General features: G+C 70.0%; 20 protein-coding genes and 2 pseudogenes. 10 read left to right on the plus strand and 12 right to left on the minus strand.

All coding sequences use genetic code 11. The features are described 5' to 3' along the window. Positions 1–734 precede the first annotated feature (734 nt). A complete protein-coding gene (locus AB5J87_RS00255; RefSeq protein ID WP_369383313.1) occupies positions 735–1,019 on the plus strand; it encodes a hypothetical protein in 285 nt (94 codons plus the stop codon). A 417-nt stretch (positions 1,020–1,436) separates the two neighbouring features. Here the strand turns inward: AB5J87_RS00255 and AB5J87_RS00260 are convergent, their stop codons facing one another. The 3 genes from AB5J87_RS00260 to AB5J87_RS00270 all read right to left on the minus strand — a co-directional run bounded on the left by AB5J87_RS00260 (position 1,437) and on the right by AB5J87_RS00270 (position 2,865). Beyond that, entirely contained in the window at positions 1,437–1,880 is a 444-nt protein-coding gene (locus tag AB5J87_RS00260) for a DUF2267 domain-containing protein (protein ID WP_369372546.1), read from the minus strand. Positions 1,881–1,935: 55 nt separating this feature from the next. Beyond that, positions 1,936–2,328, minus strand: coding sequence for a DUF2267 domain-containing protein (locus AB5J87_RS00265; RefSeq protein ID WP_369372548.1), 393 nt, complete (start codon positions 2,326–2,328; stop codon positions 1,936–1,938). Between the two features lie 105 nt (positions 2,329–2,433). Next, complete coding sequence (locus AB5J87_RS00270; protein WP_369372550.1) at positions 2,434–2,865, minus strand: Hsp20/alpha crystallin family protein; 432 nt, start codon at positions 2,863–2,865, stop codon at positions 2,434–2,436. A 127-nt stretch (positions 2,866–2,992) separates the two neighbouring features. On the opposite strand from AB5J87_RS00270, the gene AB5J87_RS00275 reads away from it, so the two are divergent. Beyond that, entirely contained in the window at positions 2,993–3,634 is a 642-nt protein-coding gene (locus AB5J87_RS00275; protein ID WP_369372552.1) for a type III effector protein, read from the plus strand. Positions 3,635–3,751: 117 nt separating this feature from the next. Then, the gene (gene htpG, locus AB5J87_RS00280; protein ID WP_369372554.1) at positions 3,752–5,671 is read left to right on the plus strand and encodes a molecular chaperone HtpG; all 1,920 of its coding nucleotides are present in this window, start codon (positions 3,752–3,754) and stop codon (positions 5,669–5,671) included. An 822-nt stretch (positions 5,672–6,493) separates the two neighbouring features. Here the strand turns inward: htpG and AB5J87_RS00285 are convergent. The 3 genes and pseudogenes from AB5J87_RS00285 to AB5J87_RS00295 form a co-directional block, all read right to left on the minus strand. Beyond that, positions 6,494–6,847 (minus strand): annotated as a pseudogene (locus AB5J87_RS00285) (nuclear transport factor 2 family protein); the annotation flags it as partial. A gap of 236 nt (positions 6,848–7,083) precedes the next feature. Beyond that, positions 7,084–7,422: a thioredoxin family protein gene (locus tag AB5J87_RS00290; RefSeq protein WP_369372556.1), complete on the minus strand. Its 339-nt coding sequence runs from the start codon at positions 7,420–7,422 to the stop codon at positions 7,084–7,086. Positions 7,423–7,830: 408 nt separating this feature from the next. Further along, positions 7,831–8,970 (minus strand): helix-turn-helix domain-containing protein, encoded by a 1,140-nt coding sequence (locus AB5J87_RS00295; RefSeq protein WP_369372558.1) that lies wholly within the window; start codon positions 8,968–8,970, stop codon positions 7,831–7,833. An 86-nt stretch (positions 8,971–9,056) separates the two neighbouring features. Here AB5J87_RS00295 and AB5J87_RS00300 point away from each other — a divergent pair, with 86 nt between their 5' ends. After that, positions 9,057–10,112 carry a ferredoxin reductase gene (locus AB5J87_RS00300; protein WP_369372560.1) on the plus strand — a complete coding sequence of 352 codons (1,056 nt, stop codon included), beginning with the start codon at positions 9,057–9,059 and terminating at the stop codon, positions 10,110–10,112. 7 nt (positions 10,113–10,119) lie between these two features. Then, positions 10,120–11,238 carry a fatty acid desaturase gene (locus tag AB5J87_RS00305; protein WP_369372562.1) on the plus strand — a complete coding sequence of 373 codons (1,119 nt, stop codon included), beginning with the start codon at positions 10,120–10,122 and terminating at the stop codon, positions 11,236–11,238. An 81-nt stretch (positions 11,239–11,319) separates the two neighbouring features. Here AB5J87_RS00305 and AB5J87_RS00310 read toward each other — a convergent pair whose 3' ends face one another. From AB5J87_RS00310 to AB5J87_RS00320, 3 genes are all read right to left on the minus strand, one after another. Continuing rightward, positions 11,320–11,622: a GNAT family N-acetyltransferase gene (locus tag AB5J87_RS00310; protein ID WP_369372564.1), complete on the minus strand. Its 303-nt coding sequence runs from the start codon at positions 11,620–11,622 to the stop codon at positions 11,320–11,322. Further along, on the minus strand, positions 11,623–12,171 hold the full coding sequence (locus tag AB5J87_RS00315) for a hypothetical protein (RefSeq protein WP_369372566.1): 549 nt from the start codon (positions 12,169–12,171) through the stop codon (positions 11,623–11,625). Between the two features lie 608 nt (positions 12,172–12,779). Next, positions 12,780–13,751, minus strand: a complete 972-nt coding sequence (locus AB5J87_RS00320; RefSeq protein ID WP_369372568.1) for an oxidoreductase — start codon at positions 13,749–13,751, stop codon at positions 12,780–12,782. 55 nt (positions 13,752–13,806) lie between these two features. On the opposite strand from AB5J87_RS00320, the gene AB5J87_RS00325 reads away from it, so the two are divergent. Then, the gene (locus AB5J87_RS00325) at positions 13,807–14,238 is read left to right on the plus strand and encodes a MerR family transcriptional regulator (protein ID WP_369372570.1); all 432 of its coding nucleotides are present in this window, start codon (positions 13,807–13,809) and stop codon (positions 14,236–14,238) included. A 155-nt stretch (positions 14,239–14,393) separates the two neighbouring features. Beyond that, positions 14,394–14,627: pseudogene (locus AB5J87_RS00330) on the plus strand (transposase); the annotation flags it as partial. A gap of 104 nt (positions 14,628–14,731) precedes the next feature. Here AB5J87_RS00330 and AB5J87_RS00335 read toward each other — a convergent pair. Then, complete coding sequence (locus AB5J87_RS00335; protein WP_369372572.1) at positions 14,732–15,727, minus strand: helix-turn-helix transcriptional regulator; 996 nt, start codon at positions 15,725–15,727, stop codon at positions 14,732–14,734. A gap of 93 nt (positions 15,728–15,820) precedes the next feature. On the opposite strand from AB5J87_RS00335, the gene AB5J87_RS00340 reads away from it, so the two are divergent. After that, the gene (locus tag AB5J87_RS00340) at positions 15,821–16,222 is read left to right on the plus strand and encodes a VOC family protein (protein WP_369372574.1); all 402 of its coding nucleotides are present in this window, start codon (positions 15,821–15,823) and stop codon (positions 16,220–16,222) included. A gap of 545 nt (positions 16,223–16,767) precedes the next feature. Next, the gene (locus AB5J87_RS00345) at positions 16,768–17,970 is read left to right on the plus strand and encodes an IS110 family transposase (protein ID WP_369383314.1); all 1,203 of its coding nucleotides are present in this window, start codon (positions 16,768–16,770) and stop codon (positions 17,968–17,970) included. A 175-nt stretch (positions 17,971–18,145) separates the two neighbouring features. Here the strand turns inward: AB5J87_RS00345 and AB5J87_RS00350 are convergent, their stop codons facing one another. After that, entirely contained in the window at positions 18,146–19,945 is a 1,800-nt protein-coding gene (locus AB5J87_RS00350) for a SpoIIE family protein phosphatase (RefSeq protein ID WP_369372576.1), read from the minus strand. A gap of 874 nt (positions 19,946–20,819) precedes the next feature. Here AB5J87_RS00350 and AB5J87_RS00355 point away from each other — a divergent pair. After that, positions 20,820–21,995: a hypothetical protein gene (locus AB5J87_RS00355; protein WP_369372578.1), complete on the plus strand. Its 1,176-nt coding sequence runs from the start codon at positions 20,820–20,822 to the stop codon at positions 21,993–21,995. Positions 21,996–22,338: 343 nt separating this feature from the next. Here the strand turns inward: AB5J87_RS00355 and AB5J87_RS00360 are convergent, their stop codons facing one another. Then, on the minus strand, positions 22,339–23,433 hold the full coding sequence (locus tag AB5J87_RS00360; protein ID WP_369372580.1) for a phage tail sheath family protein: 1,095 nt from the start codon (positions 23,431–23,433) through the stop codon (positions 22,339–22,341). Between the last annotated feature and the right edge of the window lie 416 nt (positions 23,434–23,849).

The raw sequence follows: 23,849 nt of genomic DNA on the forward strand, positions 1-23,849 counted from the left end.
CGCTACGGGCCCGCGCAGACCGTCTACGAGGGGCATCGCCGCTGGTCGGCGGAGACAACCTGGCAATGGATCCGGTCCGGGCTCCAGGTCGAGGCCGACGCAATCGACCCGGACGGGGCCCGAGCCCGGTCCGGGGACCAGCAGGCGGAGTGGGCGGTGAACACCGACTCCACTGCGTGTCGGGGGCATCAGCACGCGCCCGGAGCCCGGCACCGGCCACCTCGCGATTTCCCGCGAGAAGGGGCGGGACGCGTGTGGATGCCGATGGGCGGGAGGCGTTGGGCCGCTCACGGGGTGAACTGACTTGCAAAGTCGATCTGCTGGCGGACGATCGGGCCCGCCCGCTGGTCTGGCTCACCTCGCCCGGCCAGCGGGGTGACAACCCCATGCTCCGCCGGGTGCTGGAGAGACTGCGGATCGGGCGGCGCGGACCAGGACGTCCGCTGACGCTGCCGTAGCTGCGGCGCGGAGCAGGAAAGCGCTGGAAAGCTGAGGTAAGGGACGAGCGAGGAGAGGGTGAGCGCCACCAGCGCGCCGGCACTCCAGTGAGGTCCCCCCGCCACGCCATGCGGCGACCAGCCGCGACGGCGCGGAGAGAGGCGGACCGGGCGCCAGCGCGCCGGTCTGGTCAGTTAGCGGACGGCTGATCAACGACGGTCGTGTGCGGCATGGCCTCATGGTTGTGGGCCGTCCGCAGCCTTGAGGAAGCGCCTGTGGGTGGAGGTTTCGACGCGATGGTGCCGCGGGTCCTGCCAGGATCAGCGCGCGCCTGGACCTACGTCAGCGGCGCGATGGAACCCGCCCTCGCCGCCGGCATCGCATTGCCGCGCACACGGGCGCGTACAGCCTCTGCGGCCGCCGCGTTCTTCGTCGCGGTCGTACCCGCCAACGCGCAGATGGCCCTCGACTGGCGCGACAAGCCCACGCCGTTCAGGCGTGCCGCCCAGGCCAGGGTGCCGCTCCAGATTCCCCTGGTGCTCCGGGCACGCCAGGTATCCCGTAACACCGCCACCCGCTGAGGAGATCTGGCGCGGGCGCAATCCGCATGCGCGCGGGGCCCGGTTCCTGCTGAGCGATCCAGCCATCCCGGCACACGGCGAGCCCCGGCGGTCGCCACAATCTCCCGAACAGCGAGCCGCCGGGGCCGCACCGCCTCCGCCCGCAAGGCAGCGGCGCACGGGCTTGTCGACCGCCCTTTCAGGGCCAACCGGGGCGTGGAGCCGCTCCCCCACCGGTCGATCACCAGACAATGACGGACACGCCGCACGGTCCGCGTCCGTACGCCAGGGCGGGCCGGGCGCCGCATCCGCAGCTGCCCGGCCAGGGCGCCCTCCTCCCCCAGCGCGGGAGTCCGCCAGTCCTCAACTCCTGCGCCCCGGTCAGCCACGCCACGCGGGAGGAGGCACCGTGTCTGCCCCGGGCGTCCGTTGCGCCGTCTATGCGGCGGGGGTGAGTTCGGCCTGGCCGAAGAGCAGCGCCCAGCCGGCGGGGAGCTGGTGGAGGATGCGGGTGATGAGGTGGCGGCCGGCGTGGGCGTTGACGGCGGCGAGGACGGAGCCGGTGTCCCAGCGGGTGGTGGCCAGGGAGGCGCCGGAGCGTGCGGCGAGGTCCTTGACGAAGTCCCAGCCCCCCAGGGGCTTGGGGTCGGGGATCTGGGCGGTCAGGCAGCGTGCGGCCTCCAGGGGCAGGCAGGCGGCCAGGTCGACGCGTTCGTCGCCGGTCAGCTGGCGTCCCAGTCCTGCCAGGACCAGGCGGACGGCTTCGTCTGCCCGCTCGCGGTCGGGGTAGGCGCCTTCGTAGCGGACCTTCTCCAGCATCTGCTCGTACCTCGTGGAGTACGGCTGCGGGTGCTGAAGGGGTACGCGCACGTCGGTGATCACTGCGGTGCATGCCTTTCGCGAAGTCGTGGGGCCGTGTGGGGCACCCGGGGGTTGGTCAGGTGGGCTGGGGGCGGCCGAAGAGGAGGTCGTAGCCGGCGGGGAGCTGGAGCAGGATGTCCCCCAGGAGGTCGTCGGCGGTGTCGGCGACGGTGGACAGTACGGCGCTGACGTCCCAGGTCGCGGTCTGCTCGGTGGCGCCCTCGATCCAGGCTGCGGCCGCCCTCACGAACCGCTCGGGTGGCAGCGGTTCGGCACTCTGCAGCGGGTTGAGCAGGATCAGGGCGAATGCCTCCGGCAGGCGTGCCGCCAGCTGGGCGCGGACGTCGCCGACCAGGTGCGCGCCGAGCAGGGCCAGGACCACGCGGGCCGCGCGCTCGGCCTCCTGCGCGGTGCCGTATTCTCCGCGTTCCTTGACGTGGTCGAGGAACGCTTCGCGTCGAAGTGTCATCTCGGCCGCCACCCCTTTGCATCGTCGGGCTGCCTGCGGTGGTGCGGAGGGCGGAGTGGAGGGGGGAGGCCCGGTGTCCGTCCCCCGCACCGGTCCACACGGGTGTCAGCCGGAGATCTCCTTGCGGCCGGAGCCGTCACGGATGGAGATCTTGCGGGGCTTGGCGCGCTCGGCGATCGGGATGCGCAGGGTGAGAACGCCCCCGTCGTAGTCGGCCTTGATGTGCTCGGTGTCGAGGGTGTCGGCGAGGACGATCTGGCGGGAGAAGACGCCCAGCGGCCGCTCGGACAGTTCCATCTGCACGTCGTCGGCCTTCGCCACCGGCCGCCGCTCGGCCCTGACGGTGAGCATGTTCCGTTCGACATCGATGTCGATGGCGTCGGCGGTGACGCCGGGAAGGTCGAAGGCCACCACGTAGTCGTCGCCCTCGCGGTAGGCATCCATCGGCATAGCCGACGGCTTCGACCAGGTCCCCGGGCCCATCAGCTGCTGTGCCAGCCGGTCCAGCTCACGGAAGGGATCAGTGCGCATCAACATGTGGGAAACACCTCCAGCGGTTCAGGCAGTTGCTGCCAATGCGCTTCACTGACACCGTTGTAACATGTCATCCAATGGATGACAAACATGATGTCGTCGACGCGATGACGATTCGAGGGAGGTTCCCGTGACTGCAGCCGACCGGCCGTCCACGGCCGACGCCCACAGCCCCGCGTCCTTTCTCGCCGCCACAGCGGCCCTGGGCGCCATCGACGACGCCCTGCGCGATGCCCAGCACGAGAGCCCCGACGCCGCTGGTCCCGGTCCCGAGCAGGCACTGGCCTCCCTGATGCTGCTGCGGCAGGTCCGCGAGCAGCTCGCCGGATGGGAGACCGGCCTGATCGAGACCGCCCGCGACGCGGGCGCCAGCTGGGCCGACCTCGCCCACCCCCTCGGCGTCGCCAGCCGCCAGGCAGCCGAACGCCGCTACCTGCGCGGCCGCCCCGGCGCTTCGGGCACCACCGGCGAGCAGCGCGTGACGGCCACCCGCCAGGCCCGGGCCGCCGAACGCGCCACCGCCAGCTGGGCCCGCGCCAACGCCGCCGACCTGCGCCGCCTCGCCGCACAGATGACCGCACTCGCCCACCTCGCGCCCGAAGCACGCTCAGCCCAGGCGGCCCTGCATGCCGCTCTCGGCGCCGCCGACGCCGCCGAGCTCATCGCGCCCCTGACCGGCATGCGTTCCTACCTCGATGCCCGCCACACCGGCCTCGTCCAGTCCCTGGAGGCCCTCGAAGACCGGCACACGCCGACAGCCGACGATGGCTGACTCCCCTCCCGCAGGGGTCACACTCCACGGGTGCGCTCCGGCACACCCCGCCGACGGGCAGCGGTTCGTCCCCGGCCCGAATACAGATCCGTTCCCTATCCACAGAAAGAGATCCACATGAGCAGCAGTGTCGAGACGCTGGAGTTCCAGGCCGAGACCCGCCAGTTGCTCCGCCTGGTGATTCACTCGATCTACTCGAACAAGGACATCTTCCTGCGCGAGCTGATCTCGAACGCCTCCGACGCACTGGACAAGCTGCGGCTGGAATCACTCACCGACTCCAGCATCGGCGAGACCGACACCAGCGACCTCCACATCTGGCTGGAAGCCGACAAGGAAGCCCGCACCCTGACCGTCCGTGACAACGGGATCGGCATGAGCCGGGACGACGTCGTGCAGCTGATCGGCACCATCGCCAAGTCCGGTACTGCCGAGCTGCTGCAGAAGATCAAGGAGTCCAGGGACACCGCCACCGCCGAGAGCCTGATCGGGCAGTTCGGCGTCGGCTTCTACTCGGCGTTCATGGTCGCCGACAAGGTCACCCTGCGCACCCGGCGGGCCGGAACCTCCTCCGGCACGCAGTGGGAGTCCGACGGCGAGGGCGCCTACACCATCAAGGAAATCGACGGCCTGCCCGTGGGCACCTCGGTCATCCTGCATCTCAAGCCCGCCGACAGCGAGGACGGCCTCGCCGACTACCTGTCCGAGTCGAAGATCCGCCAGATCGTCAAGCAGTACTCCGACTTCGTCCGCTGGCCGATCCGGATGGCCACCGAACGCACCAGCACTGACGGCGAGACCACGCGCCACACCGACACCCTCAACTCGATGAAGGCACTGTGGGCCCGGCCACGCAGCGAGGTGACCGAGGACGAATACCACGAGTTCTACCAGCAGATCAGCCACGACTGGATGCCCCCGGCCCAGACGATCCACATGCGCGCCGAAGGCACCTTCGAGTACGAGGCGCTGCTGTTCATCCCCTCACAGGCACCCTTCGACCTGTTCTCCCGCGAGACCAAGCCCGGCGTGCAGCTGTACGTCAAGCGAGTGTTCATCATGGACGACTGCGAAGCGCTCATGCCCAACTACCTGCGCTTCGTCAAGGGCGTCGTCGACGCCCACGACCTGTCACTGAACGTCTCCCGCGAGATCCTCCAGCACGACCGCCAGATCCGCGGCGTGCGCCGGCGCCTGGTGAAGAAGGTCCTCGGCGCCCTCAAGGACATGCAGTCCAACGACGTCGAGCACTACGAGAAGGTGTGGGCGCAGTTCGGCCGCGCGCTGAAGGAGGGCCTGATCGAGGACGCGGACAACACCCAGGCCCTGCTGGAGCTGGTATCGGCCGCCTCCACCCACGACCCGGACAAGACCACCACGCTGCGCGAGTACGTCGAGCGCATGAAGGACGGCCAGGAGAGCATCTACTACCTGACCGGCGAAACCCGCGCGATGGTGGAGAACTCCCCTCACATGGAAGCCTTCGCCGCCAAGGGATACGAGGTCCTGATCCTCACCGACCCCGTCGACGAGGTATGGGTGGACCAGGTCCCCGCCTTCGACGGGCACCCTCTGCAGTCCATCGCCAAGGGCCAGGTCGACCTCGAAACGTCCGCCGACGGCGAGCAGGAAACCGACGCCGACAAGGCCCAGCGCGAGCAGGACTTCGCCGCCCTGCTCCCCTGGCTGGCCACTGCCCTGTCCGAGCAGGTCAAGCAGGTCCGCCTGTCGTCCCGGCTGACGACCTCAGCGGCGTGCATCGTCGGCGACGCCCACGACGTGACACCGACCCTGGAGAAGATGTACCGGGCGATGGGACAGCAGCTGCCCACCGTCAAAAGGATCCTGGAACTCAACCCCAAGCACCCGCTGATCACCGCACTGCGCACGGCACACGCCACCAACGCCGACGACCCCGCCCTGGCGGAGATCGCCGAGCTGGTATACGGCAGCGCACTGCTCGCCGAAGGAGGCGACCTGCCCGACCCGGCCCGCTTCACCCGCCTGCTCACCGACCGCCTCACCCGAGCCCTGTAACCAACGGCGGGTACGGCCCGCCACAGCCGAAGAGCCCGGCCGTAACCCCCTGACGCACTCCTCATCGACCGGCCGTCTCCGGTACCCCGTGCGGGGCGCAGGAGCCGGCCGGCGCATTCGCGTGGCCTGCCCGGCCTTGAGCAGGTCAAAGACCAGATGCCCTCCTCCCGCGAGCTGCCGACGAACGCATCGCGACCGCCTCAAAGGCGCAGCCTTCCACGGTGTCTCCTTCAGCGCAGTACGCTGCGAACTCCCCGGCGCAGGTGATCGCCACAGCGGGCCGACGGGCCTGATCATCCGCCCGCATGCCCGGTGACGGGGGTTGGCCGGCAACGGTTAACGGGCATGCGGCACCTCACCGCCTGCCGTCGCCCCGGGCGCCCTCCAACGGGGCAGCAGATCGAGCATTTCCCCGGCTCTGTCGAAGCCGACGGCCGGCGCGGACTTCGCTGGATCGCTCTGTGCCCCGCCCCCGCAGGCATCACCGGCTTTCTCAGCGGTGTCGAGGCCACCGGCGCTGGCGGCGTTCGCGTGGAAGCGGCACAGGACGGTACGCGGAAAGAGGAGCCGCATCCGTTCGGCGGCCGGACCGCGCTGCGCCGATGCCTGCACACGAGCCCCGGGACTGTTTCCGTCCTTCCCGCTGCGAACCCAGGCATGGGCCGCGCCGTGGACCACGGTGAAGGAGGCACTTTCACACGGGGAGGGCCCGCGCGTGAGCCCGAGAGCGAGCCGGAACGTGAACCCCACGTACCTGCTGCCCAACGCAACGAACGCGCCCGCGCGGCAGAGGTACGACTCAGGAGGCGGGCGGCCCGATCTCCCCGCGAAGACGATGACCTGGTCGATGAGGCTCCGCCGCAGATGGACGACGTCCGTTCCCGCCAGACGGGGGCCTCTACCCGGCGTCGTGAAGACCCACTGGTAGCGGGCCCACTCATCAGGCATGTCCACCACTGAGCAGCGCACCATCGTGCCCGTCCCCGCCGGGTGGCGCCGGATGTCCAGGACGAACCGCTCGACCGCCTCGATGCCTTCACTGCGACCCAACGGCCCCCAGAACACCACATCTGAGGTCAGGGCCTGGGACAGCAGGGCAGTCACAGAGCTGTCGTCCGAGGCGTTGAACGCGGAGATGAACGTGTCGATCGCGGAGCGTGCCGTCTCTTCCTGCATACCCCAGTAGCACCAGCCGCTGCGCGTACGCTCGTCCCACCCGCCGCCTCCCGCCCCGGTCGGCCATCCCGGCCACAGCACTACACGGCCCGTCGCGGATACGGACCGGTCGTGATCCCGGTCCGGGACCGCGCCGTCGGCGCCTCGTCGAGGAACTGCTTCGGTACTCGCCGTGCGTGCAGGCCATCATCGACGCCGAAGCCCGCCTCGTGGCGGCGACATGTCGCAACCGCCGCTCAGAGGTGGCTGTCCAGGAACTCCCGTGCCTCGGCGGTGGTCACGGGCCCCGCGGCCTGCGCCACCACCTCGCCCTCCTTCAGCAGGACGTAGGACGGGGCTCCGGTGATTCCGTAGCGCTCGGTCGCGGCCGGACAACGGGTGATGTCGGCGCGGACGACCGTCAGGCGACCCATGTACTCCTCGGCGATGCCGCCCACGACGAGGTCCATCAACCGGCAGGGCTCGATCGCCTTGGGCCATGTCCCGGTGAAGTAGGCGAGGACGGGTACTGTGCTCATCCCGAGGATGAAACTGAACTCGGCGTCCTCACGGGGTCGGTGAACCCGCTTCGTCATCGACACTCCTGGCCTCACGTCTTGTCGTTCCCTCCCCATCATCCCTCGCGCGGTGGGCCAGGCCGACCCGGGCGGCCGTCCGGTCGATTTGCCGCAAGGAAGCACGGCGCCGTCGCAGAACCACAGTGATCCCCGGCGCGAGGCCCGACCGCCCCCCTGGTGACTCGGCCCGAACACCCCGCCGGTCACCCGGCTGCGAGCCCACCCGCCCGCCTGCCGTCAGCTCCTGCCAGGACGGCGCCCTCCACGACGGCGTGAAAGCCGTTCTCCAGGGCACGGCGGCCCAAGCTCACCGACCAGGTGCTCGAAGGCTCCTCCCCGGGTTGTACGAGCCATCTGGCGGCACCGGGAACGGGGCACGATTCCTGGACTGCTCGCGGACGCGGTCGTGGACGGGTGAAGTACGTGTCAACCGGCCCGAAGGCCGACCGCCAGCGTCAGTTCGAGGATCCGCTGTGGAGAGGCGAGATCCGGAAACAGCTCCCGCAGTTGCGACATCCGGTACCGGACCGTCTGGGGATGGACGAACAGCGCCGCCGCCACCTCGTCCCGCCTGCCCTGGTGCAGCAGCCACTCCCGCAACGTCTCCTCCAGCCGCCGTGCGGTCGCGGCAGGCAAAGTCCGCAACGGTGCGAGGGCTCGGGCACGAAGGTTGGCGAACGCGTCCGCGTCGGCGCTCAGGACCAGCTCGGGCAGGTGGTCCTCGGTGTCGCGAATGTCGCGGGATAGGGAGCGCGCGCGTACGGCTCGGGCGTACGAGGCGGACGCACGAGCCCACGGTCGGGCCGGGCCGACCACGGCGGCGCGGTCGGCCAGCTGCCGCAAGAGATGTGACCGGTCGGCGTCGGGGACGAGCAGCACACCGGTGGCGTCCGGGAGATCGTCGAGTACGAGGGTGCTCGGGTCGAGCTCGCGGTAGGCGGGCCGGGCCTGGGCGGCGGGCAGCAGGACTGCGGTCAGTGAACGCGGAGGCTGCCATGCGGCCCGTTGAGCGGAGGCCAGCAGCACATCCGGGCTGGCGCCCGCGAGGAGGTCACGGGCCAGGTGTTCGAGGTGGCGCTCGTGGGCCCTGCCCCGGGCGGCCAGTTCGTCGGCGTGGCCGGCGGCGCTCGCGGCGGAGAGCTCGTCGATGTAGGCGAAGGTCAGCTCGGCGAACTTGGCGACCTCGGCGGCGGGCAGACCTGCGGGCACGGCACCCGCTGCCAGGCATCGCCAGGCCACGCGGGCGCCGACGCGGTAGGCGCTGAGCAGGGCGTCCATCGAACGGCCGTCGCGCACCTCGCCGCGCCCCAGCTCGTAGGCTGCGTCACTGGCGTCGCCGCCGGTGGCGTTCCCGCTCGCGAGGTCCAGGTAGTGCCCCAAGGCGGTGCGGACGGCCCGGCGGATGGTGGCGCCCATGCGGCCCGACAGGGCGTTGGCGTAGGGAGGGACCTCGTCGATGATCGCCTGGACGACCTCGTCGGCGGTGGACGTCAGCGCACCACGCAGCGCGGTGACCGTCCTCTCATCCAGGGCCAGTTCGCTGACCCTCCGCATTGCATGGCTCACGCTTTATTCCCTGCGAACAATTCTGCTGCCCAGATTCACGTCCTACGGTCAGGACTTTACGCCTCAAGGCGCAGCAAGCTGAAGCCATGACGAGTGCAGCCCTCCGCAGCAGGGCGTGGAAACTGCTGGAGATGGTCACGACGCCGCTGCTGCCGTCGGACTACCTCGACCTGGTCAGCCCGCTGCGGGCGGGTGCTGACCTGCGGGGGCGCATCGAGGCCGTCCACCCTGAGACGGGTGACGCCGCGACCATCGTGATCAGGCCGGGACGGGGCTGGCGCGGCCACACGGCCGGTCAGTACGTGCGGATCGGGGTCGACGTCGACGGGGTGCGCCTGTGGCGTGCGTACTCGCTCACTTCGCCGGCAAAGCGCCAGGACGGCCGCGTCACGATCACCGTGAAGGCGATCCCGGACGGCAAAGTCAGCAACCACCTCGTTCGCCGGGTAAAGCCCGGCACACTGATCCAGCTCGACCAGGCGACCGGTGACTTCGTGCTGCCGCAGGCCAAGCCCGCCAAGGTGCTCTACCTGACGGCCGGCAGCGGCATCACGCCCGTGATGGGCATGCTGCGCGACACCGAATTCGACGACGCCGTCATGGTCCACTCCGCACCGCAGCCGCACGACGTGATCTTCCGCAACGAACTGCACGACCTGGTCGCGGGCAAGAAGCTGCGCCTGACCGAGCTGCACACCGACACGGACGGCATGCTCGACCTCGCACGCCTCGACGAACTCGTGCCCGACTGGACCGAGCGCGAGACCTGGGCGTGCGGGCCCGCGGGCCTGCTCGACGCCGCGGAGAAGCACTGGAGCGAGCACGGTGTCCCAGAGCGCCTGCACACCGAACGCTTCCGCCCCAGCATCGTCGTCGCCGGCGACGGCGGCGAGGTCACGTTCAGCACCACCGGCAAGACCGTCGACGCGGACGGCGCCACGCCATTGCTGGACATCGGCGAGGAGGCCGGCGTGCTCATGCCCTCCGGGTGCCGCATGGGCATCTGCTTCGGCTGCGTCTCGCCGCTCAAGGCGGGCGCCGTCCGCGATCTGCGCACCGGAGAGATCACCGAGGCCGAGCCGGGCGTCCTCATCCAGACCTGCGTGTCCGCCGCGGCGGGCCCCTGCGACATCGAACGGTAGGAGCACCTTGACCGCCATCGACCCCACCGCCCACCTGACCGCGGAGCAGATCGAGGAGCTCGGCCGCGAACTGGACGCGATCCGCGACGAGGTGATCGCCGCACGCGGCGAGAAGGACGCCGCCTACATCCGTAAGGTCATCTCGGGGCAGCGCAAGCTGGAGCTGGTCAGCCGGGGCGTGCTGCTGTTCTCGATCTTCCCACCCGCGTGGCTGCTCGGCACCGCGGGACTGTCCGTGGCGAAGATCATGGACAACATGGAGATCGGACACAACGTCCTGCACGGCCAGTGGGACTGGATGCGGGACCCGAAGATCCACTCCACGACGTGGGAGTGGGATCACGTCTCCCCCTCCGACCAGTGGAAGCACTCGCACAACGAGCTGCACCACACGTACACCAACGTGATCGGCAAGGACAACGACCTCGGCTACGGCATCATGCGCGTCGACGAGGACCAGAAGTGGCACCCGATCCACCTCGGCCAGCCCCTGTGGAACTTCATCAACGCCTGCTTCTTCGAGTACGGCATCGCGGCGTACGACCTCGAACTCGGCAAGAACCTGGACAGGCACGGCCGCAAGAACCCCGAGTTCCGCGCGCGAGCCAAGGCCGTGGGCCGCAAGATCCGCAAGCAGGTGCTGAAGGACTACGTGATCCACCCGCTGCTGTCGGGCCCGTCGTTCCTCCACACGCTCGCCGCCACGTTCACCGCCAACCTGGTCCGCAACATCTGGTCCCACTCGGTGATCATGTGCGGGCACTTCCCCGAGGGTGTGCAGGTCTTCGAGCGCCGGTCGATCAAGGGCGAGACACGCGGCCAGTGGTACCTGCGCCAGATGATGGGCTCGGCGAACATCAGCGGCGGCAAGGCCATGCACTTCATGACCGGCAATCTCTCGCACCAGATCGAGCACCACCTGTTCCCGGATCTGCCGAGCAACCGCTACGCCGAGGTCGCGGTGAAGGTGCGCGCCCTGTTCGAAAAGTACGAGCTGGAGTACGTCACCGGGCCGCTGCCCAAGCAGGTGTTCTCGGCGTGGCACAAGGTCTTCCGGCTCTCGCTGCCGAACAAGAAGCCCATGGTCAAGACGCCGGACCGCGAGCGGGAGCTCGTCGCCGCCTGATTCGCGGTACGGGTTCGGATCCTTCGGCCGTACCGTCGGCACCGCCGGGGAGGAATCCCGTCGTGCCCCGATGTGTGGGGATCAGACAGTGGCCAGGCTCTTCGCCATGCCCCGTTCCCTGCCGCCGCCATCGGGCAGGAGATCGCCGGGCTCACCCGTGTCCGTGAAACCGTGCCGCTCGTAGAGCGCGGTCGCCTTGCGGTTGTCCGGCATGACGGACAACCGCAGCGTCGTGGCACCGCGCTCAGCCCCCCACCGCTCGACCGCCCGGATCAGGTGATCACCCACGCCCCCGCCCGGCACCCCGCTGGCCAGACCCACCGGAAGGCCGTGGATCAACCCCGTCCTGGAGGCCGGACAGGCCGGCCAGCGCGACCCGTGCATCTACGGGCGGCCTGACGCGGTGGCGTGTTCGGCGCGACGGGCCACCGCGCGCAGTACCTCGATCCTGATGTATGCCGCCCCACCCAGCTGGATGAACAGCCAGTAGGCCCGGAAGGCGCGTCGGGCGCGGGCGTCGGTGGAGTGCACCCGGGTCTCGAACGACAGCAGGGAGCCGCCGGTGTCGGGCGCGACGCGCAGGCTCAGGGCCGCTTTGGCCCAGCCCGGCTCGTCGAACACGCTGAAAGCCTCCGCGTTGCCCGGGGCGACCGGGGCGGTCTGGGGACGGATCTGCCAGAACCGGGCGACCATGCCCTTCACCAGTTCCTCGCCGTCCACGGTGACCAAGGTGGGTGCGGGGAAACTGTCGAGAAACGTCCCCTCGACCCCGCCCCGGCCACCCAGGCGCAGCCCTATCAGCGTCCGGTAGACGGGCAGTTCCCGCACGGTGACCTCGCTCAGCGCCCGCCACACAGTCGCCGGGTCCGCCGCGACACGCCGGGTGAACCGGGAGCGCAGGTCGTAGGTGGGGAGCAGGCGGTCGAGTTCCATGGCATCACTCCGGATGGATCGAGTCCGGCAAGCACCTCGCGCCCAGATGCACACGGCGCCCCGGGGCGGCTTGGACACCAGCCTCGCAGACGCACGCCCTGGGCCCGGCGAAATCCTGTTCGGACGGAGGGTCACGGCACCCAACGCGGACGCCCGCCGCTCGATCAGGTCCGGCCGGCCCTGGCCACTGGCCCTCGCGGCTGCGAGGACAGCCTCGCCGTCGGGGAAGCTGCTCTCACAACCGTAGGACAGGTTCTCCGGCTCGGCGCCCTCGGGGGCAAGGTCCGCCGGGCCGTTGCCGACGGGGACGGGAAGCGGCGGGGCCGGAGGCAACGTCGCGGTGCTGTTCCCCGGATGCCTGGCGAGCGACGGGCCGGTCAGTGGCGGGCGTGACGTGACAGAACCTCTCGTCGCTCGGGCAGCCATCGCGCGCGGCCCCTGGTGCCCCACGGGAATCGGCCCCTTGGCAGCACGCCCCGCCCCCGTACTCACCGCGAGCAACGCGGCCAAGCCCTGCGTCGTCCGGAAACACGCGGCCGTCTCGACAGCCGACGTCGGCGGCGCTGTCGCACGCGACAGCAGGCAGGGCGTGTGCTCGGAGCTCGGGTTCATCGCGTGATCGGCGTGGCGCCGGTCGCGGCGAGCGACAGGTCCCACAGGCGGGCTGCCGCCTCGGGGGCGACGGCGTAGGCGCGGACGCCGCCGTCGTCCATGGGGGTGCCGGGGGCGGATACGCGGGCGACGTCGCAGTCCTCCAGGTAGAGGCCGCCGCGGCCGTCGAGGAGCGGGGACGTGGCGGCCCACAGGCCGGTGGCCGCTCCCTGGGAGGGGGTCTTGAACCCGTCGCCGACGACGTTGCCGTGTCCGTCCAGCCAACCGCGGTCGATCTGCGCCTGCAGCGTCATCTCCCGCTGGAGCCCGGTGATGATCTTGCCCGGGTGGAGAGCGAACGCGCGTACCCCGTCGCCTCGCCCGAGCGTGTCGAGATGTACCGCGAACAGGGAGTTGGCGGTCTTGGCCTGGCCGTAGGCCAGCCACTTGTCGTAGCCGGTGTGAAAGTGCGGATCGTGCCAGCGGATGCCAGTGAGGGTGTGTCCGGCGGAGCTGTTGGCCACGACGCGCGCGCCGTCCGCGGCGGCCAGCAGCGGGTAGAGCTCACTCACGAGCGTGAAGTGTCCGAAGTGGTTGGTGGTGAGCTGGCCCTCCCAGCCGGGTCCGACGCGCCGCTCCGGGGTGGCCATGACTCCGGCGACGGCCATCAGCAGGTCGAGCCGGTCGAGACGATCACGGATGTGCGCGGCGGCCGTGCGCACGCTGCCGAGGTCGGCGAGGTCCGTGGGGATGACCTCACAGTGGCTCATCTCCTTGAGAGCGGCACGGGCGAGGCCGGGACGCCGGGCGGGCACGATGACCCGGGCTCCGGCGGCCGTCAGCGCCCTGGTCGTCTCCAGACCGAGCCCGGAGTAGCCCCCGGTCACCACGGCGGTCCTGCCCGAAAGGTCCTGGTCGGCCATGACGTCCTCGCAGGTGGTGGCGGTGGAGAAGGGAGAGCCGAGCGGCTGCTGTTCAGTAAGGGTCATGCCGCTGACGCTACGATCTAGAGCGAGGTCTAGATCAAGTGCAGGAGTGTGCGGCATGACGAGCACCGGGGCTTCCGTGCAGTCGCTGGGCATCGGCGAGGTGGCCGAGCGGACCGGACTGAGCGTGCACGCCCTGCGCTTCTACGAGCGCGAGGGCCTGCTCGTCGGACCGGTCCAGCGCACATCGGGCGGTCGGCGTCGCTACACCTCGCTCGATGTCGAGTGGCTGCTGATCTGCGTCAAGCTCTGCGAGTCCGGTATGCCGCTCGCCGACCTCAAGTACTTCGCCGAACTCGTCCGCCACGGACCGGGCAACGAGGCGGAACGCCTGCGCCTGCTCGACGGCCACCGACAGCGCGTCGACGCACAGATCCAGGCGCTGGAGGAGTGCCGGTCCGTCATCGCCTGGAAAGTCGGCGTCTACGCCGACCACCTCGCCCGCGGCGAAGCCGACGGCCTCTGGGACCCGAGACCCCGAGGCACGTGAGGGCAGTCGTGTGCACTGCTCCAGCCAGCATGTGCCAGGCGTTCACTTCTCGGCGTTCACCGTCCCCGGTCTGCGCACCAGGGTGAGGCCGCCGGATCCGCCGCAACTGGCCTACCCGGCCCGGGGTGTCGGCACGCGATGGGAGCAACTGACGGCGGCCGGACGCAAAAACCAGCCCGGACCAGTTGTTCTGTCACACGTACGGCCGTGGCAGGGGCTCGGCCCAGATGATTCCCGGGTGGCCCTACTTCTTTGTGGCCGCCTTGGAGCGGGGACGGACGTCGTGGACCGCCGTACTGGACGCGGCCCGGCTCTGTCCGTGCGACGATGCCATTGCCGTCACCGCCGCCCAGGTCCGGGAAGCGTTCCAGCGGCTGTATGCAGCAGGCTCGGAGCACACCACTTTGAGGGCCGCCATCGCCACCGTCGGGCAGAACGGGCCCCCTGCCCTGGCAGCGGGGCCCGTAGCGGCGAGCCCCCGCCACAAATGCGTCTAGCGCGTGGCAGCTCGGCGGGCGAAGGCCATGAGGCGCTCGGCTAGCGCGAGAACGCGGTCACGCAGTTCATCGGGGCGTTCGATGACGAAGGGCCGGTCCAGTGCGGCCAGCACCGCGGGCAACCAGTCGAGCCGTTCCGCCCGTAGCTCGACGCGCAGCCAGCGCTCGCCAGCCCGGTCCTCCTCTGCCTCGGGCTCGTACTCCTCCAGGACCGCCACGCCGGCCGGAAGGTGGGCGCGGATCTGGTCGACGCTCCCCTGAATGCGCAGGGTCACCTCGTGCCGGTAGGCAGCGGTGGCGAATCCCGACAACACGCGCTGCGCCGGACTCGGGCCCGTGGGCTCGTCGAAGGAGCCGGGCAGCGCCCTCGCCTCGGCGATGCGGTCGAGCCGGAAGGTACGGTCCTCGCCGATCTCGGGATCCGTGCCCGTGACGTACCACCGGCCCGTGTGGGCGACGATTCCGTAGGCGTGCAGCGAACGGTGGCTGAGCCGTCCGCCGCGGTCGGTGTAGCGGAGGGAGACCGGTCGGCGGTGGCGCACCGCGTCGGCGAGGGTGAGCAGGGTGTCGGTGTCCGGGGTGGCGGGCTCACCGGGCTGATCCGTGAAGTCGAGAGCGTCCACGAGCGTGGCGAGCCGGTGGGCGAGGTGTTTGGGCAGGACCCGGCGGATCTTCGCGGATGCCGTCTCGCTTGCCGTGTGCTGCGCGGTCAGGCCCGTTCGGCGGCCGGCGACCAGGCCGAGCAGCACGGCCAGCGCCTCGTCGTCGCTGAGCATGAGCGGCGGCAGGCGGTATCCGGGCGCCAGGCGGTACCCGCCGTAGCGGCCGCGCACCGACTCGACCGGCACGTCGAGGTCGATCAGCTGCTCCACGTACCGGCGCACCGTGCGCTCTTCGACGGCAAGCCGATGGGCGAGTTCGGCCGCCGTGCGGGTACCGCCCGACTGCAGCAGCTCCAGGAGGGTCAGCACGCGGCCGGCAGGTCGAGGCATATGTACAGCATAGGCAGATACAGGACCGATTCTGTCCGCTATTAGTCCTAGCCTGCGCGGTGTAAGTGACACATTCGAGCCAGGGAGTCGTTCATGCGTTTCGTTTCCATCCGGATCATCACCAGCGACGTCGTCCGCCTCGTCGAGTTCTACGAGCGGGCCACCGGGGTGCCGGCTACCTGGGCCACCGAGGACTTCGCCGAATTGCGCACCGCCGGCGGGGCTGCCCTCGCCATCGCCAGTACCCGCACGGTCCCGCTGTTCGCGCCGGGCTCCGCCCGCCCGGCGGACAACCACAGCGCGATCATCGAGTTCCTCGTCGACGACGTGGATCGCGTCCATCAGAATCTGGCCGACGTCGTCACCGACTTCGTCAACGAGCCCACCACCATGCCCTGGGGCAACCGGTCGCTGCTGTTCCGCGACCCTGACGGCAACCTCGTCAACTTCTTCACCCCCGTCACCCCGGCGGCTGTCGAGAAGTTCGCGCGCTGACCCGTCGCCGCGCCGGAGGCGCCTGGTGAGGACAGGTGCGAGATTGCGGCGACTGACACGCAGAAGCCGTGGGACGTCCTCACCGGCACCGCCTTCGTGAACGACGAACGACTACGGCACCACCCACAGTCCCCCGTGCCCAGGGGCAAGGAGGCACGCAGCACCGTCGTCGGTTTCCCGCAGAGCGACCGCGTCAAGCCTTCTCCGTCAACACCAACAACCGCCCGTACCAAGCCCTGAGCGGGAACTGTGTCGTGAGGGATGTCCAGCACAGCCCGGCCGTCGCGCCCGACAGCATGAACGGCATCCCCCGGCCCCGTTACCGTCTTCGTGGCCTCGCAATGAGGCTCCCGGCCTTCGGCCCCGGTATGACTCGAGCCCCCAGTCGAGATGATCGAAAAGGTGGTGTCGCCGGTGCCGAAGGCATTGGCAGACCGCTGATTAGAGGCACGAGCGCCTTCGGGCAGTCTCTTCGTAACGTGGATGCCGGCACGCTGATGCCGCAGGTGAAGCCGGGGAAGAGTGCGAGCACGGGAGCGAAGGGCATGTCGGACGAGACTGGCATCGACGTCTATCTGGGCCTGGACGTCGGCAAGGGCGATCACCACGCCGCCGCCGTGAACCAGGCGGGGAAGAAGGTGTTCGACAAGCCGCTTCCCAACAGCGAGCCAAAGCTGCAGGAGCTGTTCGACAAACTGAAGGCCAAGCACGGAACGGTACTGGCGGTCGTCGACCAGCCGGCTTCCATCGGGGCCCTGCCGCTGGCCGTCGCCCGGGACGCGGGCTGCCAGGTCGCCTATCTGCCCGGACTCACGATGCGACGGATCGCCGATCTCTACCCCGGTGAGGCGAAAACGGACGCTCGTGACGCGTTCATCATCGCGGATGCCGCCAGAGCGATGCCCCACACCCTGAGGACGATCGATCTCGCGGACGAGACCGTTGCCGAGCTCGCGATGATTGTTGGGTTCGACGACGATCTCGCGGGCGAGTCCACCCGGATCGCGAACCGGCTCCGCGGCCTCCTCACACAGATCCACCCGTCCCTGGAACGGGTCCTGGGACCGCGGATCCAGCACCCGGCCGTGCTCAGGCTGCTGGACCAGTTCGGCTCCCCGGCCCAGATCCGTAAAGCCGGACGCCGTCGCCTCGTGACCCTGATACGTCCCAAAGCGCCGCGGATGGCGGAGCGGCTGGTCGAGGACATCTTCACTGCACTCGACGAACAAACCGTCGTCGTCCCGGGCACCGACGCTGCCGCGCTGATCGTCCCTAGCCTCGCCAGTTCGCTCCAGTCGGTGCTTGAACAGCGCAAACTCCTCGCGGCCCGGATCGAGGAACTCCTGGAGGCCCACCCTCTTTCCCAGGTCCTGATCTCGATGCCCGGCATCGGGATCAGGACCGCGGCCCGCATCCTCATCGACGTCGGAGACGCCAGCGGCTTCGCCACAGCCGGCCACCTCGCCGCCTACGCCGGCCTCGCACCCGTCACCCGGAACTCCGGCACGTCCATCCGCGGCGAACATCCTTCCCGGCGAGGCAACAAACAACTCAAACGGGCCTTCTACCTCGCCGCGTTCGCCTCGCTCTCCCAGCCCGAGTCACGCGCCTACTACGACCGCAAACGCCGCGAGGGAAAACACCACATCCCGGCCCTCATCGCACTCGCCCGCCGCCGCATCGACGTCCTCTTCGCGATGCTCCGCGACGGCACCTTCTACCAACCACCCACACCCGCTACGGCTTGACGAAAACCATAGAGGCACCTTTTCCTCTTTCCTCCAGGACCAGCCGGAACCGGGGGCAGTCCGGGGCAGCCCAGCTCGTGCCCGATCCGCCCCAGCTCAGCACCCGTGCCCGGCTGAGAGAGCTGCAACCGTGCCGCGGCCCCGCGTCCCCGCCGTCCAGCGGCTGCGGCGGTCCTCACGAAGGCAGGTTCTGCTCCGCCCAGACCACCTTGCCGGTCACGGTGCGGCAGGAGCCCCATCTGCGGCACAGCATGTTGATGAGCTGGAGGCCCCGGCCGCCCTCGTCGCTGAGATCCGCGTGCTGGATCTGGGGCAGGTCCGGGCCCGTGTCCGAGACCTCCACGACGAGTCGCTCATCGCGCAGCAGCCGGAGCCGGCCGGGCCCGTTGCCGTAGCGCAGGGCGTTGCCGACGAGTTCGGAGACGACGAGTTCGCACACGTCGGCGAGCTCCGTCAGATCCCACGCGGCGAGCTGGTCCGTGACCAGGCCCCGGGCGACGGACGCCGCACGCCCTTCCTGCGGCAGCTGCCACTCGCGGAGGCCGGCGGGAGCGGCGGAGGCGATCGTCGCGACGAGGAGCACGGCCTCGTCGAAACGGGCAGTGCCGGCGGGGGCGCCCTCGATCAAGCCTCCGCTTTCCAGAACCTCGGGTGCCATACCGCGCGCCGCCGAGCGCAGGCGTTCCAACTGGTCGTCCAGGTCCGCATGCCGGGCCTTCACCAAACCATCCGTGTACATGACCAGATTGCCGCCTGCCGGGACTTTCAGGCGGACCGGGTCGTACGGAATCACTCCCGCGCCGAGCGGCGCGCCGATGGGCAGGTCCACGAACTCGGCGAAACCCCGCCCGTCGAGGAGCAGCGGTGGCAGGTGCCCGGCACTGGCCAGCGTGTAGGTCGAGTCGGCCGGGTCGAAGACAGCACAGAGGAATGTGGCGACCTGCTCGTCCTCCAGGTCACGCGTGGCGAGGTCGAGCCGGGCCAGGACGCGCTCCGGAGCCATGTCCAGGGTCATCAGGGTGCGGGCCACCGCCCGCAGACGCCCCATGGTCGCGGCCGCGGGCAGCCCGTGGCCCATGACGTCGCCCACCATGAGGGCCGTACGTCCGCCGGGCAGGGCCATGACGTCGTACCAGTCCCCGCCCACACCGTGGTGGGCCGTCGAGGGCGCGTACTCGGCCTGCACACGCAGCCCCGGCGTCACCGGGGTCGCACGCGGCAGCAGAGTGCGCTGCAACGAGACGACGTGCTCACGCTCGCGCCCGTACAGCCGGGCGTTGTCGATGTAGACGGCGGCCTGGGAGGCCAGGTGTTCCGCCAGTGCGAGGTCGGTGGAGGAGAACGCTGGTGTTCCGGGGCCGCGTACGAAGTCGGCGCTGCCGAGCAGCAGCCCGCGGGCGATCAGCGGCACCGCGAGATAGCTGTGCACTCCGGCGGCACGCATCTTCGCCGCGGCGCTCTCCGTGGGCGCGACCTTGATGAAGTCGTCGTTCCGCATCCGGCTCACCATCACGGGCTTGCCCTGCCGCAGACAGTACCGGTGCAGCAGCGTCTCGTGCGCCTGCTCCGTGCGGACGAAGGTCTCGCCCACCGGAGTGGGCTCCAGGGCGGAAAGTTCCTTGATGGCGACCAGCGCTGTGGCCCGCATGAGCGGGACGCCCGCACCCGTCCACCGTGAGCCCTCGTCGCCCCGCAGGACGCTCTCCAGGATGTCGACAGCGGCCCCGTCGGCGAAGGCGGGCACGGTGAACTCGGCCAGCTCCTGGGCGGTGCGCTCCAAGTCCAAAGTGGTGCCGATCCTGGAGCCGGCGGAGCTCAGCCAGGCGAGCCGATCGCGCGTGGTGATTCGGTCGAGGGGGACCTCACCGGCGCTCCGGCCGAGCCGTCTGCGGGCACCGGCCGACCGGTGCGCCGCGGCTCCCTTGCCGGCCGAGGCGCGGCTGGCCAGGCGCCGTCTCCCTTTGCCGCCGTTCACTCTTTCGACCTCCCGACAGGAACTCGATCCCTGTTGGTGCCCAGCATGCACCTCTTTTCGGCCGATTGGGCCGATGCCGGCCGGACAGTCGGCCGGGAGCCCGGCTCGTACGGCGCGGCGGGCGGGAAGGACACGGGCCTTGGCGCGTCCCGCAGCCGCCGCTGCTCGGCGCCGTGGCCGAGGAAGAGCAGGCGTCGCCGCCCCGCAGGACGCACCGCCCGAAGGCGCACAGGCAGTCGTGCACGGTACGCGGACGGCCAGGCCGAACCGCTGCTCCATTGAGCCAACAACCCAAGGGCTCGCACCCGCTGACGAAATGCGAGCCTGCAAGCGGATGCCGCTGCTGTAGCACCAGCGGACCAGCGACTACGGCAGTACGTACCCGTTGGACGAGGGTTGGTCCGAGAGCCGTGGCATGTCCGAACGGCAGGCCGTCCACCGGAGGAGCCGTCAGCGCCGGCGGCCGGCCGTGGGCCCGCCATCGTGAGGAAGTCGGCCGGCTCGGTACGGCCCCCGCCCGCCGTGAAGTCGGCGCGGGTGTCGCGGTACACGTGGCCGTACGTGCGGGCGGCAAGAACGATGTCCCGGCGCCGGACGGCTGGCCGCCACCAGCTCACGCTTCCAGCACGTCGCGGGGGCCCGGGGCTCGGCACTGATGCCGTCGAGTCCGTCGGCCGGAACCGTCCAGAACACAACCTTCCGGAAAGTCACCATGGGCTCGGCCGGTGATGACGCGCCGGGCTTCCGCGGGTTTGTCTGATCTCGATCAGCCCGTTATGGCACACTCCCCGAAGACGGCCGCCAGGGGTGGGAGGCCATGCCGCTCTTGGGAAGCGGCCGTCCGGCAGCGACGACATCTCCCCGGGGAGGCCACATGCCCGCGCCGATATCCGCCACCGACGACCAGCTACGGCGTTGCGCCACCGAACGGGTGGACCGCTGGATCGACGACACCGAACGCCGACTGCGGATGGCCGGGGAGCCCGTGCAGCTGCCGCCGCAGGCGCTCGCCGGCATCCCCGACAAGCGCCGCTCGAAATGGCGAGACCTCGTACAGCAACTGGCTCGTACCGGTGCGGACGCCTTCCGCGAAGCGGCCGTCCAGCGGCGCTCCGACATCGCGGCCCAGGCCCTCGCCCTGCTGCGCGACGCCGAACCGCGCCTGACCGACCGCGACATGATGCAGCCGTCCACCACCGTCACGACGATGCTGGACGGCCTTGCGGCCCGTACCGAAGCCGGGGCAGCGCTCGCGGCACTGGCCACGGCCAACGATGCCGCGGTGGCCGCGCTCCTCGAACGGGCGCCCCTCTTGGACGACCTGCGCGCCGCCAAGACCGTCGAACTCGGCCAAGTACGTGATGCGTTGCTGAACCTCATCGCGCCGTTCAGCCAGGCCGAAGCAGCGGTCACCGGCTCCTCAGCCCGGAAACTGCTGCCCCTGCTCGTCGAGGAGACGGCTGTCGGCACCGCCGCCCGGGCCGCCATGCCCGACCTGACACGTGTCGAACATGACTGTGACCAAGCGCTGCGCGGCTCGCTCGGCGCGTCACTCGGCGAGCAGTACCGAGCACTGGTGGGCCCCTTGGACACCGCGCGCACCGCCGCGCGGACGGCGATGGACCGCCTTGCCCCGGCCTCGGCCGCGTACGGCGCGATGCTCGCCGCCTACAGGGAGCGTTGGATCGACCCCCACTGGGACAGGCCCCACAACGCCCTCGACAAGCTCTTCGACTTCTACGGGCTGACAGCGCTCCGGGCGGTGTTGGCCATCTCCCCGCAGCAAGCAGGCAAGGTGTCCTACCAACTGGACCCGCCCTACGACCGTCTGCGGCCCGACGACCCCGCCATCGAGCTGGTGCCGGACTTCTGCCGGATCTTCCCCAAGAACACCACGCAAGGAGTACTGGTCTGGGCATTCAACGAACTCACCACCACCGTGAAGGACCCCGGCGCCTGGCTCCGCCACCTGGAACTCCAGCTCATGAGCAACCCGTCGACCACACCATGGCCACCCGAGCTCGGCCCACCCGCAACCCCCGACAACTAACGACCCATCCCCCACACGGCCACTCTGGCCACGCGACCGGTCTCCAGGGTGACCGTTGCCCTCAGTTGGGACTGGATCAGGAAGCCGCGACGCCGCACGCCCTGAGTTACCTCGAGGACGGCCCGCCCCGCCGCGAGGCAAGTATTCCCCCTGCAGGTTCCAATTCGGAATGTCCCATACCGGATTGATGACCTGGGGGTTTTCGGGCCGTCTCATTCGGGGCCAGGGGAGCTTCGTCTCACGACCGTGTCCCGTGGGCCTCGTCGCGGTGCTTTCCTATTACCGGCCGGCGGCAGCTCACGGGCGCGGTGTGCGAGCAGTCCTGGTCCTTGCCCCCGAGGGCTCAGCCCTGGCCTACCTCCTGGATGAACTGCAGGATGATGTACTCGGCGGGTCGCACTGGGGCGAGGCCGATTTTGACGATGAGGTGGCCCGCCGCGATGTCGTCCTGGGTCATCGTGATGCCCTCGCCGACCTGGACGAAGTACGCCTCTTCCGGCCTGCTGCCCATGAGGCCGCCCTGCTGCCAGATGTTGTGCAGGTAGGCGTCGATGGCTGACCTTGCCTGTGTCCAGGTCGGCGCGGTGTTGGGTTCGAAGACGGCGAACCTGAGCATCGCCGTCACGTCGCGTTCGACGCTGTTGACGAGGCGCCGGACGGGGATGTACCGCGAGTCGCGGTCGTGCTCGGCAGCCATGGTGCGGGCACCCCACACCACCGCGCCCCGGCCCTGGAACTCGCGGATGAAGTTCACGGGCTGGCCCGCTTCATGCTGGGTGTCGGAGACACGCTGCAAGGGGGCGTAGCCGCGCAGGGTGATGTTCGCCGGCGCCTTCCACACTCCGCGTTCGGCATCCGAACGGCACCAAGTGCCCGCCACCACGGGGGAGGGAGGCACCGCCTCGGTGGATTGCCCGCCGACGGGCAGCAGCCACGGGTGGTAGACCGCCGCATAGCGCCCGTCGAGGTTCCAGGCGTCCACGGCGGCCTTGGCCTGCTCGGGGGTGTGGTCGCGGCCGGCGTGCAGGACGGCCATGGCCTGGTGTCCGGCCGCGTACGCGGTCAGCGCCTGCGCCCACTGGCCGGCCGTCTCCTCTCCCTGGTCCCACAGGCCAGGGGCAACCAGGATGGTGACGTCCGGAAACTTCTCTACGTCCGCCAGCGCCTCGTCCAGGGTGCGGCCACTGGTGGAGACCAGGTAGCAGCGCCCCCCGCCGTTGTGGAAGTAGCCGCGCAGCGCGCTCGCAGGCAGGGCCGTGGCGTCGTCCTTCGCGGCGGGGAACCTGTCCAGGTAGTCGAGCCAGCTCGACACGACAGCCGCACCATCGGAAACGTCGGCGAAGTCGCCGATGAGGGCCGGAACGGCGGTCAGGCTCACCGAAACCGTGAGACCTGCGCTGAGGACCTCTTCGACATAGACACCGGGTGTGGGTGACACAGGAGCACTCCAGAGGGAAGGAACGGGAGCGGGCACCGGCACCCTGCAAGACCTCGACGACCACCAGACCCCGGCACCCCACTTCACCGCTCCGGCGAGACGGCCGCACAGCGACCGCGTGTGTAACCGAACGTATCCCCATCAGAGCACTGCGAAATCATCCCGCTCGGATCCCGCCACCCCAACACCACAACCTGGCCGGAAGCTGCCTCCGGCCGACCTCACACGCCCGCCCGGTAGGCACCCGGCGCCGCGAGAACGCGTCTGATGCGACTGCGAGGCAGTGAGAATCCGCCCGATGGAATGCGATGGGACAGGAGTTCGCCTCACCGTCTTGCCCCTTTGGCCGGACAGAGGCCATCGTCAACGACAAAGGGACCTGCGAGACGCGAACCAACACCCTCACGTCGGCGCCC

The organism is Streptomyces sp. cg36, from assembly GCF_041080675.1.
In the GTDB taxonomy this organism is placed as follows: domain Bacteria; phylum Actinomycetota; class Actinomycetes; order Streptomycetales; family Streptomycetaceae; genus Streptomyces.